This window comes from Kitasatospora sp. NPDC003701 (assembly GCF_053587085.1).
In genome coordinates, this window is the sequence record NZ_JBSFNM010000076.1 from 1 (window position 1) to 15,370 (window position 15,370).

The window sequence follows — 15,370 nt, forward strand, 5'->3', positions numbered from 1 at the left end:
AACATGATGCGGTCGACCGCCGCGGCGTTCATCATCCTCGGCGCGATCGTGATGCTCCTGCTCGCGGGCGGGCGCCGGGTGCTGTGGGCGATCGGCGGCCTCGGGGCGGCCCGTGGGCGCGACGCGGACGCCGGAGCTGCGGCGGGCGTCCGGCGAGCGACCTGGGCGGACCGTCGAATCCGGCCCCGCCCAGGAGACACCGCACCCACGCGCCCTGCCGGCCCTCGCCGCCGGCCTCGCCCCCGTCCTTCCGGTCACCGCCGCCGGTACCGCGAACGCGGAGCAGATCCCCACTGCACCCCCGCCTTCGAGCTGCGCAACCAGGGGACCGGCAACTGCCCGGAGGTCGCCGACCACGGCCTCACCCGCCCGTGGCGCCGTTCTCACGGGGGCGGTACGCGGCCGTCGCGATCTCGATGAATGATCGGATCAACGGGCTGGTGTCCGCTCTGTTGCACACCGCCACCACGTGGCTCGGCGCCATGTCGATCAGCGGCACCACGGTCAACTCCGCGGGCAGGTCGTGTCCGAGCGGGGCCAGGCCGACAGTGCCGTTCCACAGCACGGCCTGCAGGCATTCCTGGACGGCGCGCACCACTGGTCCCTCACGCGGGCTGCCACCGTTCCAGTACGACTGCCAGACGGGGTCGGTGCCCTGCGGGAACTGGAACCAGCGGCGGTCGCGCAGGTCGGCCAGCCGCAGCCGGTCGCTGCGGGCCAGCGGGTCGTCGGCGCGCAGGACCACGCCGACCGGATCGGTCCGCAGCGTACGCACCGTCAGGGCGGTCTGGTCGAACGGCGCCCGGGTGAGGGCGACGTCGACCAGACCGGCGCGCAGTCCGCACGTCGGGTCGGTCAGATCGGTGTCGCGGATGCGGATGTCGACGCCGGGGTGGCTTCGGCGGTAGGCCGCGGCCAGCCTGGCCACTCCCGGGTCGGTGCCGTCGCCCAGGATGCCGACGGTGATGGTCGCGACGCCGGTTGCTGCGCTCACGCGTACCCGGACGCGGTCGGCGTGGTCGAGCAGGGCTCGCGCCTCGTCGAGCAGCACCGTGCCCACCGGGGTGAGCGTGACGCCGCTGGGCGAGCGGACGAAGAGCAGAGCCCCGACCTCGGCCTCCAGCTGCTTGATCGCCCGGCTCAGCGGCGGCTGGCTCATGTGCAGGCGGGTGGCGGCCCGGCCGAAGTGGAGTTCCTCGGCGACCGCCACGAAGTAGCGCAAGGTCCGTAGCTCCACGCTGCAACGATACCCGCGAGGTATCCGCGGTGCGGAACGGGTCTTGGACAGCGGCGGGGTCCCGGCGGTGCACTCGTTTACATGACCGAAGAAGCGAAGACCAACGAGCCGCAGGCCGGCCCCGTCATCTCGGTGGTGGGTCCCGGGGACGGCGAGACGATCGTCCTGGGCACCACGCGCATGCGCGTCCTGGAGGACGGCAGCCACACCGGCCACCGCCTCGCGATCGCCGAGTCCGTCCTCGCCCCGCACACGCAGGGTCCGCCGCAGCACCGCCACGGCCGGCACGACGAGGGCTTCTACGTCCTGTCCGGCACCGTGCGGTTCACCGTCGGGGAGGAGGACTACGACGCCACCGCGGGCACGCTCGTGATGGTTCCGCCCGGCACCCCGCACACCTTCGCCAACCTGACCGACGAACCCGCCGTCATGCTCAGCACATTCACTCCCGACCTCTACGTGCAGTACTTCCGAGACCTTCAGCAGGTGCTCACCGACGGCCGGCCGCTGACGCCGCAGGCCAACATCGACGCGATGAGTCGCTACGCGACACAGCCCGCCACCGACCTCGCCTGAAGCCGACGGGACGGCCCGGCCCGGCCCCTCCTGCCGACCCGGCGCTCCCGGCTTTCCCCCTCCGGCCCCTCGGACGACGGACCGGCCTTCTCCGGGGCTTCCCCGGCAATCGACGCAATCGACACGCCCCCGCGAACCGGGGTCCACGAACGGGAACCATGAACATCGCCTATTGGATCGTCGCGGGACTGCTCGCGCTCTTCTACGTCTACGCGGGCACGCTGAAGGTGATCCGCAGCCGCGATCAACTCCGACCGATGATGGCTTGGGTCGACCGCACGCCCCTGCCCGCCCTCAGGGCGCTGGGGGCGGTCGAGATACTGGGCGCGACCGGTCTGATCCTGCCCCCGCTGACCGGCACCGCTCCGTGGCTGGCGCAGGCCGCGGCCATCGGTTTCGTGCTCCTGCAGACCGGTGCGATCGCCGTTCACCTGACCGGCGAAGACCGCCGGATCACACTCAACGTCGGACTCATCGCGACCGCGGCCGTGACCGCCTGGCTGGCCATCGGGCAGTGATCGTGGATCGGTCCTCGACCGGGCGGGAGCGACTGGGAGGCGGTTCGCGCTGTTCGAGCAAGGTGCGCGCGAGCCGGCCGGGGCAGCAAGGGTGACGGTCCGGCTTCGACACCAACGGTGGGCCGTTCCTCCTCCCGGCATCCGGCTGGTGCCGACCGCGTGAGGTGGGCGGGGGCCGTGGCCGGGACGGTGGAGGGGCGTGGCGCGAGGGTTGCCAGGAGCGCCGGTGTCGGCGTACGGGTGAACGTGCTCAGTCGTAGAGGTGCTGAGGTGACACGCGGCGTGGCAGTGGGAGACGCCAATCGCCCAGCCTGGCGACGAGGATCCGGCGGGCCGCGGTCCTCACCTCGCTCCAGATCACATCGGCAGCCAGCGCATCGGCCCACTGGCCGGTACGGCTGCGGGCATCCAGCTCGCGGAACAGCCGGTCGATGGTCCTGAGGTCCTGGAGGGCGTCCGTTTCGAGCGTTCCCCGCTCCGTCATACCCTCGGCCAGCTGCAGGACGAACTCGACGTCCTCGGCGACGGCCGCAGTTCTCACCTGGTGCTCGCCGGCCCAGGCGAGCTGATCGGAAGGGTCGGCCGCGAGAACGGCCAGCAACCTCGCTGTCCAGCGCTGCCAGTGGTCGTTGTCGTCAGGTCTCATGCCAGGAGGATCGCACCGAACCGTTTCGGCGCGCCGGCCCGGGCACGTTCTCGGTACCTGCCTGAGGTCGGCCCCGGAGGTCCTTCGGGGGGTGACGTAAGGTCAGGCCGTACGCGGAGTGCGGATCGCAGTTTCGGTCCGGCGAGGCAGCGGCCGCCGGTGCAGTCCGGGCACCGGAACAGATGATCGGGGAGACGCCAGCGCATGAGTACGCGACCATCGCTACCTGGAGCGAAGCACACTGGCGGCTCATCCGTCCGGATCGGCGCTCTCGTTCCGCTGACCCGGCCTGGGTGGGTCGCGGCGGGCCGACACCTGCTCGCCGGACTCGAGCTGGCCGTGCGCGAGGTCAATGACGCCGGCGGGATCGCCGGAAGGCCACTCGAGCTGATGGTCCGAGACACCGCGGCTGATCCGCAGAGGGCCGTGGCGGCCGTGGACGAGTTGGCTCGCCTGGGCGTGGCCGCCTTGGCGGGGGAGTACCACAGCGTCGTCGCCCGTGCCGCCGCCGGCCGGGCCGACGCCCTCGGCCTGCCCTTCCTCTGCTCGTCCGCGGTTCTCGACGCGCTCACCGAGCAGCCAACGGAGTGGGTCGCGCGCCTCTCCCCGCCGCAGTCCCGCGGCTGGCAGGTCTACGCGGACTTCCTCCTCGGCGCGGGCCACAGCCGGATCGCCGTAGCCGCCCAGCCGAGTGTCTACTGGGCATCCGGGGCCCGCATTCTGCGGGATCACCTTGCTCCGCGCGGCGGCACCGTCGTCGAACTCGACATGGGCGCGCTCACCCCCGCGGCCGTGTGCGACGAGCTCGTCCACAATCGCGCGACGGCCCTCCTTCTTCTGGTCGGCATCCCGGAACCGGCGGTGTCGATCGTCAAGGCTGTCCGCCGCGACCGGCGCCTCGCCGAGATCATGATCGGTGCTCCGGCCGGGCAACCGGAGTTCGCCGAATGGGCGACGTTGCTGGGCGACGACGGCGCCGCGATCCCGTTCCTGCGCTACCTGCCCGAGCGTCTCGGCCCACTCGGTGCACGAGTCGAGACGGCCCTGCGCGAGCGGCTGGCCGAAGCGCCCTCCTTCGTCGCGTTCGAGGGCTACGACACGGTCGCCGTCCTCGCCGATGTGCTGCGTTCTCACGGCGCGGACCGGCCGCGCACGGCCGAATCCTGGCCGCGCGTTGCCGTCGAAGGCACCCGCGGGCAGATCCGGTTCTCCCGCACGCCAGGCATCAGCGTGTGGCAGTGGGCTCGGACGCCGATCCAGGTCGTTGATCGAGATCCGGCGGAACCCGATCGCTTTCGGATCCTGCGCAGCGGCTGAGAGAACACGGAGGTCCACCTGCTCGGACGCAGCGGCGCGGAGCGGCTTGCACGGCTCGGAGCGCGGCGTGCCGGGGGCGGCGGTCAGTACCTGTAGCGGCTCACGGTCTCCGGGTGGATGACGAGACGGACCCAGTCCGCGGCCAGGATCCCGGCGAGGTCGTCGGCGCGGGCCGGGTCGTCGAGGTTCCAGTAGCGGGTGGCCAGTCGGGCGGCCAGGTCGTGTCCTCCGTCGGGCTCCACCGTGGTGCGGCCGGCGATCGACACCCAGCGCTCGCGTTCACCCACCGGGGCGGCGACGACGATGGAGGCGCGGGGGTCGCGGCGCAGGCGCCGGACCTTGAGCGTGTCCGGCCCCGTGAACAGCTGGATCGTCTCCTCGGGGGTGACCTCGAACCACACCGGCCGAGGCTGTGGCGGGACCGGCCCCCCGGCCACGGACAGGAACCCGTACAGGGGGCGTCGGAGGAGCTCCAGGTCCTGGGCGGTCAGCGAACCGGCGTCGGTGCTCATCACGGTCCTTCCTAGGGCTGGGGGGAATGGGTCCGAGGTTGCCGAAGAAGGCGCCGACCCGTTCGTCAGCAGGTCGGGGCCGTGGGAGGTTCATCGCCGCCAGGCTCCCGCCGCCGCGGCGCGCACGACGTACTCCTCGAAGGTCCGAGGCGCCCGCCCCACGACGGTGGCGAGGTCCTCCGTCGTCGCCGCGATCAGGCCACGTTCCATCAGCACGAACATCTCGGCGACGTGGTGGGCGTCGTCCGCACCGAAGCCCTCGTCGACCAGCGTCCGGGCGTACTCGTCGGGGGAGATCTGCCGGTAGGTGAGAGGCCGCCCGGACGCCCGGGAGATGAGCTCGACGGCCTCACCGAAGGTCAGCGCACGCGGTCCGCTCAGCTCGTAGACCCGTCCGGCGTGCCGTCCGGGTTCGGTCAGCACCGCGGCCGCGGCGTCGGCGACGTCCTCGACGTCGATGAACGGCTCGGGGACGATGCCGGCCGGGAGCGACAGTTCCCCGGCGAGCAGCGGGGCGTGGAAGAGGCCCTCGTCGAAGTTCTGGGCGAAGTTCGACGGACGCAGGACGGTCCACTCCAGTGCCGAGCGGCGTACGGCATCCTCGGCCGAACGCATGTCCAGGCCGAAGGCGGAGTCGCCCCAGGTGTCGGCGCCGCGCCCGGAGAGCAGGACCAACCGCCGCACCCCGGCGGACTCGGCCCGGGCCACGAACTCGTGCACCGGGCCCGGCACGCTCGGGGCCACCACGTAGGCGACGGCGACGCCCCGCAGGGCCGCGTCCCAGCCGCCGGGGTCGGACCAGTCGAAGCGGGTCGGGCCCGACCGGGAGGCGGCGCGGACCGGTGCGCCGCGCAGCCCGAGCCGGGCGACGATCCGCCGGCCGGTCTTGCCCGATGAGCCGAGGACGAGAGTGCTGCCGTTGCTCATGACGTCAATTGAACACGCCCGAACCGCCGCTGCGGCCGTTTGGCCGGCGAACGGCGGGTTGGGGCGGATCCGAGGACGCGCCGACCGGTCGGGCACCCGGGCTTCCGGGTGGGACCGCCGAACCGTCGGTGCGGTGACATCCGTTCGACCTGGTTCTCTCCTGGAAGAGGCCCGACGGGTCGACGACGACGATCGCTTGACCGGTCGGCGGGCCCGCCGCGATGCCTGTGCGGCCCGGCAGCCGCCGGAGGAACCGGCCTGTCCGTCCGGCGTCCGGTCGGCGGGCCGGCCGCCGTCTGCCGTCCGCCGTCCACCGGACGCCGCCGCCTACGACGTCGCGCACGTGGCCAGCGCGGTTCGTGCCAGTCCGCGCAGCCAGGCGTGGGCGTGGTCGGTGTCGTAGCGCTGATGCCACGACAGGTAGACGGGTGCCGGCGGCAGTTCGAGGGGGAGGGGGAGCACGGCCAGGCCGAGGTCGGCGACGGCGGGCCGTGTGGTGGCCTCGGGGACGCTGATCAGCAGGTCGGAGCCGCGAGCGAACTCCAACGCGGCCGCTTCCGTGGGCGCGGTCGCCACCACGCGGCGGGTGAGGCCGATCCGCGCGAGGGCATCGTCGAGGGCGTTGCCGAGGTTTCCGCGTCGCGAGACGGTGACGTGTTCGGCGGCGGCGTAGTGCTCCGCGGTGACGGTGCCGGCGCGGGTGAGGGGGTGGCCCTGTCGCACGACGACGACGAGGCGGGTCTCGCCGACCTTCTCGGCCCGGATGTCCGGTGCGCCGGGGTGGTTGGCGTTCGCCTCCAGGTCGACCTCGCCGCGTCGCAGCTCGGGGGTGTCGACGTTCGATTCCGCGACGAAGCGCAGTCGCACGCCCGGAGCCTGTTCGCGCACGGCCCTGAGCAGCGCGGGGCCGCTCAGGGCGACCAGGGAATCGTGCCAGCGGAGGGTGAACGTGCGCTCCAGCGTCGCCAGGTCGAGTTCACGGCTCGGTGCCAGCACCCCCTGGACCTGGTGCAGCAGCTCGTGCACCTGTTCCCGGACGGCGATCGCGTACGGCGTCGGGGTCATCGTGCGGCCGGTGCGCACCAGGATCTGGTCCCCGGTCGTGCGCCGGATCCGGCCCAGGCTCCGGCTCATCGCCGGGGCGGTGACATGCAGCCGCGCGGCCGCCCCGGCCACACTCCCTTCCTCCAGCAGTGCGTCGAGGGCGGCTAGCAGGTTCAAGTCCAGTTGCATGGGAGTCATCCTAGCCGTGCTTGACATGCACTTGAAGGTAATGCCGGGGCTGGATACCTTCGATACCAGAGCGCAGGACGCACCGCACAACGCGGCCCGACGCTTCATCACCCACCCCTCCGCATCCGGGAGTACCGCCATGTCCGAAATGCTTCAGACCCCCGACGCCGCTCTCTCCGCTGCCGCTCTCTCCGACGCTGACCTGCTCGGCCGGACCGCGGACGCCGTGCGCGCGGCCGGCGCGGCGCTGCGCGAGCGCTTCGGCGAGGTGGTCCGTTACGGGAGCCGCGAGGAGCTGATGCGCTCGCTCGCCGCCAACGACGACACGGCCCTCGACATCCTGCGCCCCCGCCTGACCGGCCTGCGCCCGGGCGCGGGCTGGGTGGAGGACGAGCTGGACGGCGGGGCGCTGCCGGCCGGCGAGTGGTGGGTCGTGGATCCGGCCGAAGGCAACGTCAACCACCTGCACGCCCTGCCGGAGTGGGCGGTCACCGCCACCCTCGTGCGTGACAACCAGCCGGTGCTCACCGTGGTCCACCTGCCCCTGACCGGCGAGACCTACACCGCGCTCGCCGGCGCGGGCGCCCACCTCGACGGCCGGCCGCTGCACGTCTCCTCCACCGCCGACCTCGGCCTGGGCATCGTGGCCACCAGCCAGGCCCGGCCGGACGAGGACGAGAAGGTCGTGCGGCGCGTCGGGTCCTCGATCACCGCGATGCTCTTCGACGCGCTCGTCGTCCGCACCGCCGTGCCCGCGACCCTGCACCTGGTGAACGTGGCCGCCGGCCGGATGGACGCCTTCTGGCAGTTCTCCGGCGCCCGCGCGGACCTGCTGCCCGGGGCGCTGCTCGTCACCGAGGCCGGCGGACGGATCTCCGACGCCCAGGGTCGCCCCTGGACCCCGGAGAGCGAGAGCTTCCTGGCCGCCGCACCCGGCGTCCACGCCCAGGCCGTCACCACGCTCTCGCGCTGACCGCGCACCACAACCCGAACACACGGAAGGACCTGATCACCATGACCACGATCGCAGTTCTCGGCAACGGCCGCGTCGGCGGCAACCTGGCCGCAGCCCTCGCCCGGGCAGGGCACGAGGTGACCGCGGTGGACCGCACGCCGGGTGCCGCCGCTGCTGCTGCCCGGGACGCCCGGATCGTCATCAACGCCACCCCGGGCGCCGGTTCGCTGGAACGGCTCGCCGCCCTGCGGGATGAACTGCGGGGCAAGATCCTCGTCGATGTCTCCAACGCCACCGTCGACGGACCGGACGGACTGCCCGCCGACCTGATCTACCCCGGCTCGAGTCTGGCCGAGCAGCTCCAGGAAGCGCTCCCGCAGACGCGCGTCGTCAAGACGCTCAACACCATGCTCTTCCCGGTGATGACCGCGCCGGCCTCGCTCACCCGGGCGCCCGACGCCTTCCTCTCCGGCGAGGACCCGCAGGCCAAGCAGAGCGTCCGCGATCTGCTCGTCGACCTCGGCTGGCGCACGGAGTGGATCACCGATCTCGGCGGGATCCGGACCGCCCGCGCCACGGAGGCCGCGATCCTGTTCGTGCCGCACGTGATCCGGTCCGGCGGGTTCGCGCCCTTCGCGATCTCGATCACCCGCTGAGCCGCACGGCGCGCCCCGGCCGGCCCTGCAGCCACGACGGGCACGACGGGCACGACGGGCACGACGACGCGGCCGGGGCCGGTGGTTCGGTTTCGAACCACCGGCCCGTGGCATGCCCCGGAGACGTCTCCCCGTCGCTCGCCGCCTTCCACGGTCCGGGTTCCGCGTCCGCCTTCGGGCAGGGCGGCCACCCGGCAGGTCAGCGCGCCCGGCCGAGGTCCAGCAGGCGGTGCATGACCGCCACGGGCAGTGCCGGATTGCAGGCGGCGGCCGAGGCCTGGGCCGGCAGGGTGAGCCGCCGGAGCAGTTCCTCGGCGGGCAGCCTGGGGTCGCTGACCGCCCAGCCGCCCACCTCGGGGTCGTCGGCGAGCCGCAGCACCAGCTCCGGCCCGGCCTCCGGGTCGTCCAACGCGGCGTGCCGCAGGCGCGGGTTGGGGTCGTCGGCGAGCCGGGCCAACCCGGGCCGGGCGAAGTTGCGGTGGTGGCGGTACCCCGACCAGTACCGGTCCTGCACCGTGGCGTACAGCTCCACCAGCAGCTCGTGCGGCGCGTCCTCGCACCGCTCGGCCAGCGTGCGCCGCACCCACTCGTCCTCGTCCGCCGCCAGTAGCGCCACCACGTCGGGCGCCAGGTGCGGCTGAGCCGCGAGCACCCTCCGCAGCCCGACGTGCGCCGACCTCGCGATCCTGCGGGCCGCCTCCGGATCGGTCGCGTGCCGTGCGATCCAGGACGGCGGTGACCAGAAGTGCTGCCACGCCGTGCACGGGATCTCAGTGCGCTGACCTTCCGTCAACTCCTCCCGCATCGACACCGCGAGCCGGATGTCGTTCTCGGGATCCGCCGCCAGTCGCAGGGCCAGTGCGGTCGGCACCTCGGGATCGGCGGCGGCCGCCAGCCGGACCGCCCGGTCCGGGTGCGCCACCCGCTGCTCCGCCGTCAGCACCGGCGCCGGCTCCTGCACCGCGACCGGCGGTTCTCCGCTGCCGCCGACGATCCGCCGGATCTTCGGTTCCGGGTCGTCCGCCAGGATCTCCAGCACCCCGGCAGGGACACGGCGCTTGTACGCGAAGAACATCACCGCATACACGAACCGGACCCGGGGTTCCGGATCCCGCGCGAGCCGGGCCAGAACGTCGACGTCGGCCGTCGCGTTCTCCGTCACGTCCAATCGGTGCTGGATCTTCGGCGAAGCCACCAGCAGCTCCGTCGCTGCGGCATCCAAGGTCCTGTGCCGGAGCCATTCGCTCGGAACCGGCAGCTCGTCGAACTCCAGCAGCCGGGCCAGCGCCTCCACCGGCAGCGCTGGATTTCCCGCGAGCCCCTGGAGCCAGCCGTCCACCACATCGCCATCCGCAGCTGCCCGCTCCAGCGCCCCACCCAGTCCGTCCATCCGTCCATTCTCGCTGGCCCCGCAGGCCACAGTCGTGCTGCTCGGGGGAAGTGCGTGGAGCGGCGGGTAGGCCCCCGTCTGTCGATCAGGTCGTCGCGGTCGGCGAAGTCGCCGTGTCGTCCACAGCTGGTACTAGGTTCACCATGGGATCGGGTACAGGTTTCATGGCACCGTCCTGCTGCGGTGCCTTAGCGTTCTGCCATGACGATTCCAGCTGGGCTGAGACGCACGCTCCTCCGGGCGCAGCGGGACACCGGCTTTCTTGCTGCTGGTGTGCTGCCGCACCTGGCGTTGGTGCCCGTGTGGTCCTGGGCTGCGGCGACTGCCGCCAGGACGGGGGACTGGCTCCTCACGGTCTCCGTGTCGGCCGTCCTGGTCCTGCTCGGCATCCCGGTGTTGACGGCGGTTCAGCGGGCTCGCTATCGGGTGCTCATGGGTGTGGACGTCCCCCGGCTCACCCCCGCCGTTCCGGGACGACGGACGTGGGCGTCGACCGCCCGGCGGGTCACGGCGACGCGGCCTTGGCGCAAGATCGGGTACCACCTGCTGCTGGGCCCGCTGCTCGCGTCGCTGGAGGTGCTGGTGCTCGTGGTGGCTGCGGCGGGTCTGGTGGGCGTCGTCGCCTTCGCCTGGTCATGGGCGCTGCCGACCGGAATCCGCCGGGAGTGGTTCGGCTTCCTGACCCAGCTGCCGGCTTACACGGCGGCTGGACTCCTCCTCCTGTGCGCCCTGCCCTGGACCGCGCGGGCAGTGGCCCGGGTCGAGGTGCGGCTGGCATCGGGCCTGCTCGGGCCCAGCCGGGCGCAGCGGCTCCAGGAGCGGGTCGATCAGCTGGCCGTGAGCCGGACCGACTTGATCGAGGCGGTCGACGCGGAGCGCCGGCGGATCGAGCGCGACCTGCACGACGGCACCCAGCAGCGGTTGGTGTCCCTCGCGGTCAACCTGGGTCTGGCCATGGCCACCCGCCCGGACCTGCCGGATGATGCCCGCGAGGTGATCGCGGGAGCGCACCTGGAGGCGAAGGAGGCGATCGCCGAACTCAACGACCTGGTACGGGGGCTGCACCCGGCCGTCCTCGAAGACCGGGGTCTGGACGCGGCGTTGTCCGGGCTGGCTGCCCGCACGCCCCTGCCGGTGCGGCTGCGGGTCGATCTGGAGGAGCGGGTGGCGCCCACCGTGGAGTCGGTCGCGTACTTCGTGGTCTCCGAGGCGCTGACCAATGCGACGAAGCACGCCGACGCGATGCGTGCGGAGGTGATGGTCCGCCAGGTCGGCGAGGTGCTGCGAGTGCGCGTCACCGACGACGGGCTGGGCGGTGCCGACGCCGCCGCCGGTACGGGGCTGACCGGGCTGGCCAAGCGGGTCGGCTCCCTCGACGGGGCCTTCCATGTCAGCAGCCCCGTCGGCGGGCCCACCACCATCACCGCGGAGCTGCCGTGCGCGCGGTGATCGCCGAGGATTCGGTGCTGTTGCGGGTCGGCCTGACCAAGGTGCTGGAGATGGGCGGGTTCCAGGTCGTCGCGGAAGCCGGCGACGCGGAGGGGCTGTTGGCGGCGGTGGCGGAGCACCGGCCCGAACTCGCCTTGATCGACGTCCGGATGCCGCCCGGCTTCACCGACGAGGGGGTGCGGGCGGCGATGGAGATCCGTCGGCGCTGGCCGGGGACGCCGGTGGTGCTGCTTTCGCAGTACGTGGAGGAGCGGTACGCGGCCGACCTGCTGTCGGCGAACACCAGCGGTGTGGGCTACCTGCTCAAGCAGCGGGTCGCCGACGTCGCCGACTTCGTGGCGGCGGTCCGGCGAGTGGCGGACGGGGGCACGGCCCTGGACCCGCAGGTCGTCGCCCAGTTGCTGCTGCGGCGCGACAGCGACCCGCTCGCGCGGTTGACCCCCCGCGAACGGGAGGTGCTCGGCCTGATGGCCGAGGGGCGCTCCAACGCCGGCATCGCGCAGGCGCTGGTGGTCAGCGAGAGCGCGGTGGCGAAGCACATCAACAACATCCTCGCCAAGCTCGACCTGCCCGTGGTCGACGCGGACCACCGCCGCGTCCTGGCCGTGCTGCGGTTCCTCGGAGCGTCCCGGGCCTGACCTTCCCATCCCTGATCACGAGCTACGGCTGGAGTACTGGTAGTCCAGCAGGACTTCGACGTGCCTGCTCAGCGGCGGCGTCACGGGTGCGGTGGGCCGATGGGTCATCAGGGGCGTTCCTCACCGGGCCGCCCCTCGATCGTGTGCGGTTGGGGTTGGTGATGGCAGCGGCGGGCGACGGCCCGGCGTTGTCGGCGCCAGGTGGACCGGTTCGAGGCGTGAGCGCGGGGCGAGCGCCGCGGGGGATGCGGGGCCCGGTCCCGTGGCTGGTCACGCGGCGGCACCCAGGAACGAGGCTTGACCCTCACGTGGCGTGATGCCGCATAGTCGTCGACGTGGAAGAGCACGAGCACCTGACCGTTGGACGTGTGGCCGAGCTGGCCGCCGTGAGCGTCCGCACCCTGCACCACTATGACGAGATCGGCCTCGTCCAGCCGTCCGCGCGGACCGGCGCCGGGTACCGGGCCTACTCGGCGGGCGACGTGGAGCGCCTGCGGGAGGTGCTCGCATTCCGGCGGCTGGGCTTCGGGTTGCGCGAGATCGCGGATCTGGTGGACGACCCGGCCACCGACGCGGTCGCGCGTCTGCGCCGGCTGCGCGGCCTGCTGGTGGAACAGCGGGACCGCACTGCCGCCATGGTGACGGCCATTGACAAGGAACTGGAGGAACGGGCAATGGGGATCAGGACGACGCCGGAGGACCAGTTGAAGGTGTTCGGCGCGCAGTTGTACGAAGTCATCGGGTCCGCCTACCCGGCGACCCGGCGGACCGAGCCGCGGATCGCCGCGAGGATCTGGGATGCGCTCGGGGACGCGCGGACGGTGCTGAACGTCGGGGCCGGCACCGGCTCGTACGAGCCCTCGGACCGTGAGGTCACGGCGGTGGAACCGTCGGCGGTGATGCGGGCGCAGCGTCCCGCGGGCGCGGCGCCGTGCGTGGCCGCCAGTGCGGAACGCCTGCCGTTCGCTGACCAGTCCTTCGACGCTGCGATGGCGGTCAGCACCGTTCACCACTGGCCGGACCCGATCGCCGGGCTGCGCGAAATGCGTCGGGTGGCCCGGCGCGTCGTGGTGTTCACGTACGACGCCAGTACGACCGGCTGGCTTCAACGCTTCTGGCGCACCCGCGACTACCTGCCCGAATTCGCTGACCTGCTCGCCGACTGGCCTTCACTGGCCGACATGACCCGCGCGATCGGGGGCCACGCGGAGCCGGTGGTCATCCCGTGGGACTGCGCCGACGGCTTCTTCGAGGCCCACTGGCGCCGACCCGAGGCGTACCTGGACGAACACGTGCGCCGCGCGGTGTCGGTGTGGACCCGAGTCGGCCCGGAGGCCGAGCAGCGAGCGGTGGACATGCTCCGTGCCGACCTCGCCTCGGGCCGGTGGGCCGAGCGCAACCGCGACCTCGTCGCCCTCGACGCGGCCGAGCTCGGCCTGCGCCTGCTCGTCGCCTGAACCATCACGCGCGAGAGAACGCCGCAAGGAGCCGACCGGCTGAATTCAGTGTCCAGCTCTGCACTGACGGTAGTGGACTGATGGACCATCAGGGGAGGTCTTCACTTGGCCGCCCCTCGATCGTGTGCAGTCGGCGTTGGTCGTACCGGGGCAGCACTGAGCGCGCGGAACCGGCCTGCCTATCCCTCGTCGTCGACCTCCTGGTCGGTGGCTTCGTTGGCGCGGTCGATCTCGGCCATGTGCTCCTCCGCCCAGGTCCGCAGCCCTGCGAGCGCGGCCTCCAGGGAGAGCCCGAGTCCGGTGAGTCGGTAGAAGACCCGCGGCGGCACGGTCGGTTCGACTCGACGCGACACCAGCCCGTCGCGGGTCAGGCTTCGCAGCGTCACGGAGAGCATCTTCTGGGAGACGCCGGGCATCCGGCGTCTCAGCTCTGCGAAGCGGACCTCGTCCGGTGCGGCATCGGCGAGCGTCTTGACGGTCATGGACGTCCACTTCGTGCCGATGCGGTCCAGCAACTGCCGCGTCGGGCACTGGGGATCGAACAGATCGCCGCGTACCCCACGATCGGCGGCCCGGGTTCCTCGGGTGGTCACCTGCGGCTCACCACCTTCCCTGAAAGTGCCGTCTAGGAAGCGGTCGGACAGTTACCTATCGTTCTGTGGTCACCAATGGTAACCAGTCGGAGGAACCGTCATGCCCGTCACCACCGCACACCACCTGCGCCGCATCGCGACGAACGGCGTCCAACTCAACGTCGCGATCGCCGGGGACGGACCCGCGGTTCTCCTGCTGCACGGCTTCCCGCACACCTGGCAGCTCTGGAGCGGCATCATGAGCCGACTGGCCGGGCGGTACCGGGTCATCGCGCCGGATCTGCGAGGCCTCGGCGCCAGCGAACGTGCCGTCGAGGGTTACGACGCAGGCACCCTGGCCGCCGATGCCGAAGGGCTGCTCGACGCACTCGGCGAGCCCTCGGCAGCGGTGGTCGGCATCGACGCGGGCACCGCCCCCGCCGTCCTGCTCGCGCTGCGCCAGCCCGGCCTCGTCCGGCGCCTGGTCGTGATGGAGGCACTGCTCGGCCGCCTGCCCGGAGCGGAACACGTCGTCGCGGGCGGCGCCCCGTGGTGGTTCGGCTTCCACGCCGTCCCCGGCCTCGCCGAAACCGTCCTGGCCGGCAACGAGGCCCCGTACATCGACTGGTTCCTCGACTCGGGGACGCTCGGGCGAGGAGTACCCGACGACATCCGCGCGGCCTTCGTTCACGCCTACACCGGGAGCGAGGCCCTTCGCTGCGCGTTCTCCTACTACCGGGCCCTGCCCACCAGCGCGCAGCAGATCCAGGACGCCGTCGCGACGGCTCGGCTGACCATGCCCACCATGGCCATCGGCTCCCACCCCGTCGGCACCGGGCTCGAACGCCAACTCCGCCCCATCGCCGACGACCTGGTCGGACACCACCTCCAGGACTGCGGCCACATCATCCCCCTCGACCGCCCCGGCGCACTGTTCGCGCTCCTTGCTCCCTTCCTGTCCGCCGATCTGTCGACGTGACGGGAGCGGGCCCGGAGGATCACGGCCGGCGCTTCGGGCGTTCGTCCCGGCGGCGAGTCGTCCAGGACCGCCGGACCGGGCTGCGCAGGGTGATGACCGTGCGGGCGGCATCAAGGGCAGTGACGCGACGCCCGCAGCACCGGGCGGGACGGTGAAAGGCGTTCTGCCACGCGGGAGTGCGTTCGACGTGCCAACGCCGACGAGCCGGTCGGAGGACTCCGGCGCGAGCTGCTCAAGCCAGGTGGTCCCCGAGCGGTTCAGTCAGCCAGGGTGGCAGCGCGGGCACAGGTCTCTCCGGTGATCACGGA

At 72.4% G+C, this 15,370-nt stretch carries 16 protein-coding genes and 1 pseudogene; 9 read left to right on the forward strand and 8 right to left on the reverse strand.

Going from position 1 to position 15,370, the window contains the following annotated elements; translation table 11 throughout:
• Window positions 1-361 precede the first annotated feature (361 nt).
• The gene (locus tag ACWDRR_RS39350) at window positions 362-1,237 is read right to left on the reverse strand and encodes a LysR family transcriptional regulator (RefSeq protein ID WP_449777093.1); all 876 of its coding nucleotides are present in this window, start codon (window positions 1,235-1,237) and stop codon (window positions 362-364) included.
• 81 nt (window positions 1,238-1,318) lie between these two features.
• Here ACWDRR_RS39350 and ACWDRR_RS39355 point away from each other — a divergent pair, with 81 nt between their 5' ends.
• Window positions 1,319-1,813 (forward strand): cupin domain-containing protein, encoded by a 495-nt coding sequence (locus ACWDRR_RS39355; protein WP_449777094.1) that lies wholly within the window; start codon window positions 1,319-1,321, stop codon window positions 1,811-1,813.
• Window positions 1,814-1,971: 158 nt separating this feature from the next.
• Entirely contained in the window at window positions 1,972-2,331 is a 360-nt protein-coding gene (locus tag ACWDRR_RS39360; RefSeq protein ID WP_449777095.1) for a DoxX family protein, read from the forward strand.
• Between the two features lie 250 nt (window positions 2,332-2,581).
• On the opposite strand, the gene ACWDRR_RS39365 is transcribed toward ACWDRR_RS39360, so the two are convergent.
• Window positions 2,582-2,977, reverse strand: coding sequence for a hypothetical protein (locus tag ACWDRR_RS39365; protein WP_449777096.1), 396 nt, complete (start codon window positions 2,975-2,977; stop codon window positions 2,582-2,584).
• A gap of 204 nt (window positions 2,978-3,181) precedes the next feature.
• On the opposite strand from ACWDRR_RS39365, the gene ACWDRR_RS39370 reads away from it, so the two are divergent.
• Entirely contained in the window at window positions 3,182-4,294 is a 1,113-nt protein-coding gene (locus ACWDRR_RS39370; protein WP_449777097.1) for an ABC transporter substrate-binding protein, read from the forward strand.
• Between the two features lie 83 nt (window positions 4,295-4,377).
• Here ACWDRR_RS39370 and ACWDRR_RS39375 read toward each other — a convergent pair whose 3' ends face one another.
• The 3 genes from ACWDRR_RS39375 to ACWDRR_RS39385 all read right to left on the reverse strand — a co-directional run bounded on the left by ACWDRR_RS39375 (window position 4,378) and on the right by ACWDRR_RS39385 (window position 6,966).
• Entirely contained in the window at window positions 4,378-4,806 is a 429-nt protein-coding gene (locus tag ACWDRR_RS39375) for a pyridoxamine 5'-phosphate oxidase family protein (protein ID WP_449777098.1), read from the reverse strand.
• A 90-nt stretch (window positions 4,807-4,896) separates the two neighbouring features.
• Entirely contained in the window at window positions 4,897-5,733 is an 837-nt protein-coding gene (locus tag ACWDRR_RS39380) for an NAD(P)H-binding protein (RefSeq protein WP_449777099.1), read from the reverse strand.
• Window positions 5,734-6,060: 327 nt separating this feature from the next.
• Complete coding sequence (locus tag ACWDRR_RS39385) at window positions 6,061-6,966, reverse strand: LysR family transcriptional regulator (RefSeq protein ID WP_449777100.1); 906 nt, start codon at window positions 6,964-6,966, stop codon at window positions 6,061-6,063.
• A 139-nt stretch (window positions 6,967-7,105) separates the two neighbouring features.
• Here ACWDRR_RS39385 and ACWDRR_RS39390 point away from each other — a divergent pair, with 139 nt between their 5' ends.
• Together ACWDRR_RS39390 and ACWDRR_RS39395 are read left to right on the forward strand one after the other, a co-directional pair.
• Complete coding sequence (locus tag ACWDRR_RS39390) at window positions 7,106-7,939, forward strand: inositol monophosphatase family protein (protein ID WP_449777101.1); 834 nt, start codon at window positions 7,106-7,108, stop codon at window positions 7,937-7,939.
• Between the two features lie 41 nt (window positions 7,940-7,980).
• Window positions 7,981-8,577: an NADPH-dependent F420 reductase gene (locus ACWDRR_RS39395; protein ID WP_449777102.1), complete on the forward strand. Its 597-nt coding sequence runs from the start codon at window positions 7,981-7,983 to the stop codon at window positions 8,575-8,577.
• A 199-nt stretch (window positions 8,578-8,776) separates the two neighbouring features.
• On the opposite strand, the gene ACWDRR_RS39400 is transcribed toward ACWDRR_RS39395, so the two are convergent.
• Window positions 8,777-9,967 carry a hypothetical protein gene (locus ACWDRR_RS39400; RefSeq protein WP_449777103.1) on the reverse strand — a complete coding sequence of 397 codons (1,191 nt, stop codon included), beginning with the start codon at window positions 9,965-9,967 and terminating at the stop codon, window positions 8,777-8,779.
• A gap of 201 nt (window positions 9,968-10,168) precedes the next feature.
• Here ACWDRR_RS39400 and ACWDRR_RS39405 point away from each other — a divergent pair, with 201 nt between their 5' ends.
• From ACWDRR_RS39405 to ACWDRR_RS39415, 3 genes are all read left to right on the forward strand, one after another.
• Window positions 10,169-11,416 carry a histidine kinase gene (locus ACWDRR_RS39405; RefSeq protein ID WP_449777104.1) on the forward strand — a complete coding sequence of 416 codons (1,248 nt, stop codon included), beginning with the start codon at window positions 10,169-10,171 and terminating at the stop codon, window positions 11,414-11,416.
• On the forward strand, window positions 11,404-12,054 hold the full coding sequence (locus ACWDRR_RS39410; RefSeq protein ID WP_449777105.1) for a response regulator: 651 nt from the start codon (window positions 11,404-11,406) through the stop codon (window positions 12,052-12,054). Before ACWDRR_RS39405 ends, ACWDRR_RS39410 begins: the two co-directional genes overlap by 13 nt.
• 368 nt (window positions 12,055-12,422) lie before the next feature.
• Entirely contained in the window at window positions 12,423-13,511 is a 1,089-nt protein-coding gene (locus ACWDRR_RS39415; protein ID WP_449777128.1) for a MerR family transcriptional regulator, read from the forward strand.
• Window positions 13,512-13,690: 179 nt separating this feature from the next.
• On the opposite strand, the gene ACWDRR_RS39420 is transcribed toward ACWDRR_RS39415, so the two are convergent.
• Window positions 13,691-14,104, reverse strand: coding sequence for a winged helix-turn-helix transcriptional regulator (locus tag ACWDRR_RS39420; RefSeq protein WP_449777106.1), 414 nt, complete (start codon window positions 14,102-14,104; stop codon window positions 13,691-13,693).
• Window positions 14,105-14,204: 100 nt separating this feature from the next.
• On the opposite strand from ACWDRR_RS39420, the gene ACWDRR_RS39425 reads away from it, so the two are divergent.
• Window positions 14,205-15,062 (forward strand): alpha/beta fold hydrolase, encoded by an 858-nt coding sequence (locus tag ACWDRR_RS39425; protein ID WP_449777107.1) that lies wholly within the window; start codon window positions 14,205-14,207, stop codon window positions 15,060-15,062.
• A gap of 19 nt (window positions 15,063-15,081) precedes the next feature.
• Here ACWDRR_RS39425 and ACWDRR_RS39430 read toward each other — a convergent pair.
• Window positions 15,082-15,267: pseudogene (locus ACWDRR_RS39430) on the reverse strand (IS5/IS1182 family transposase); the annotation flags it as partial.
• Between the last annotated feature and the right edge of the window lie 103 nt (window positions 15,268-15,370).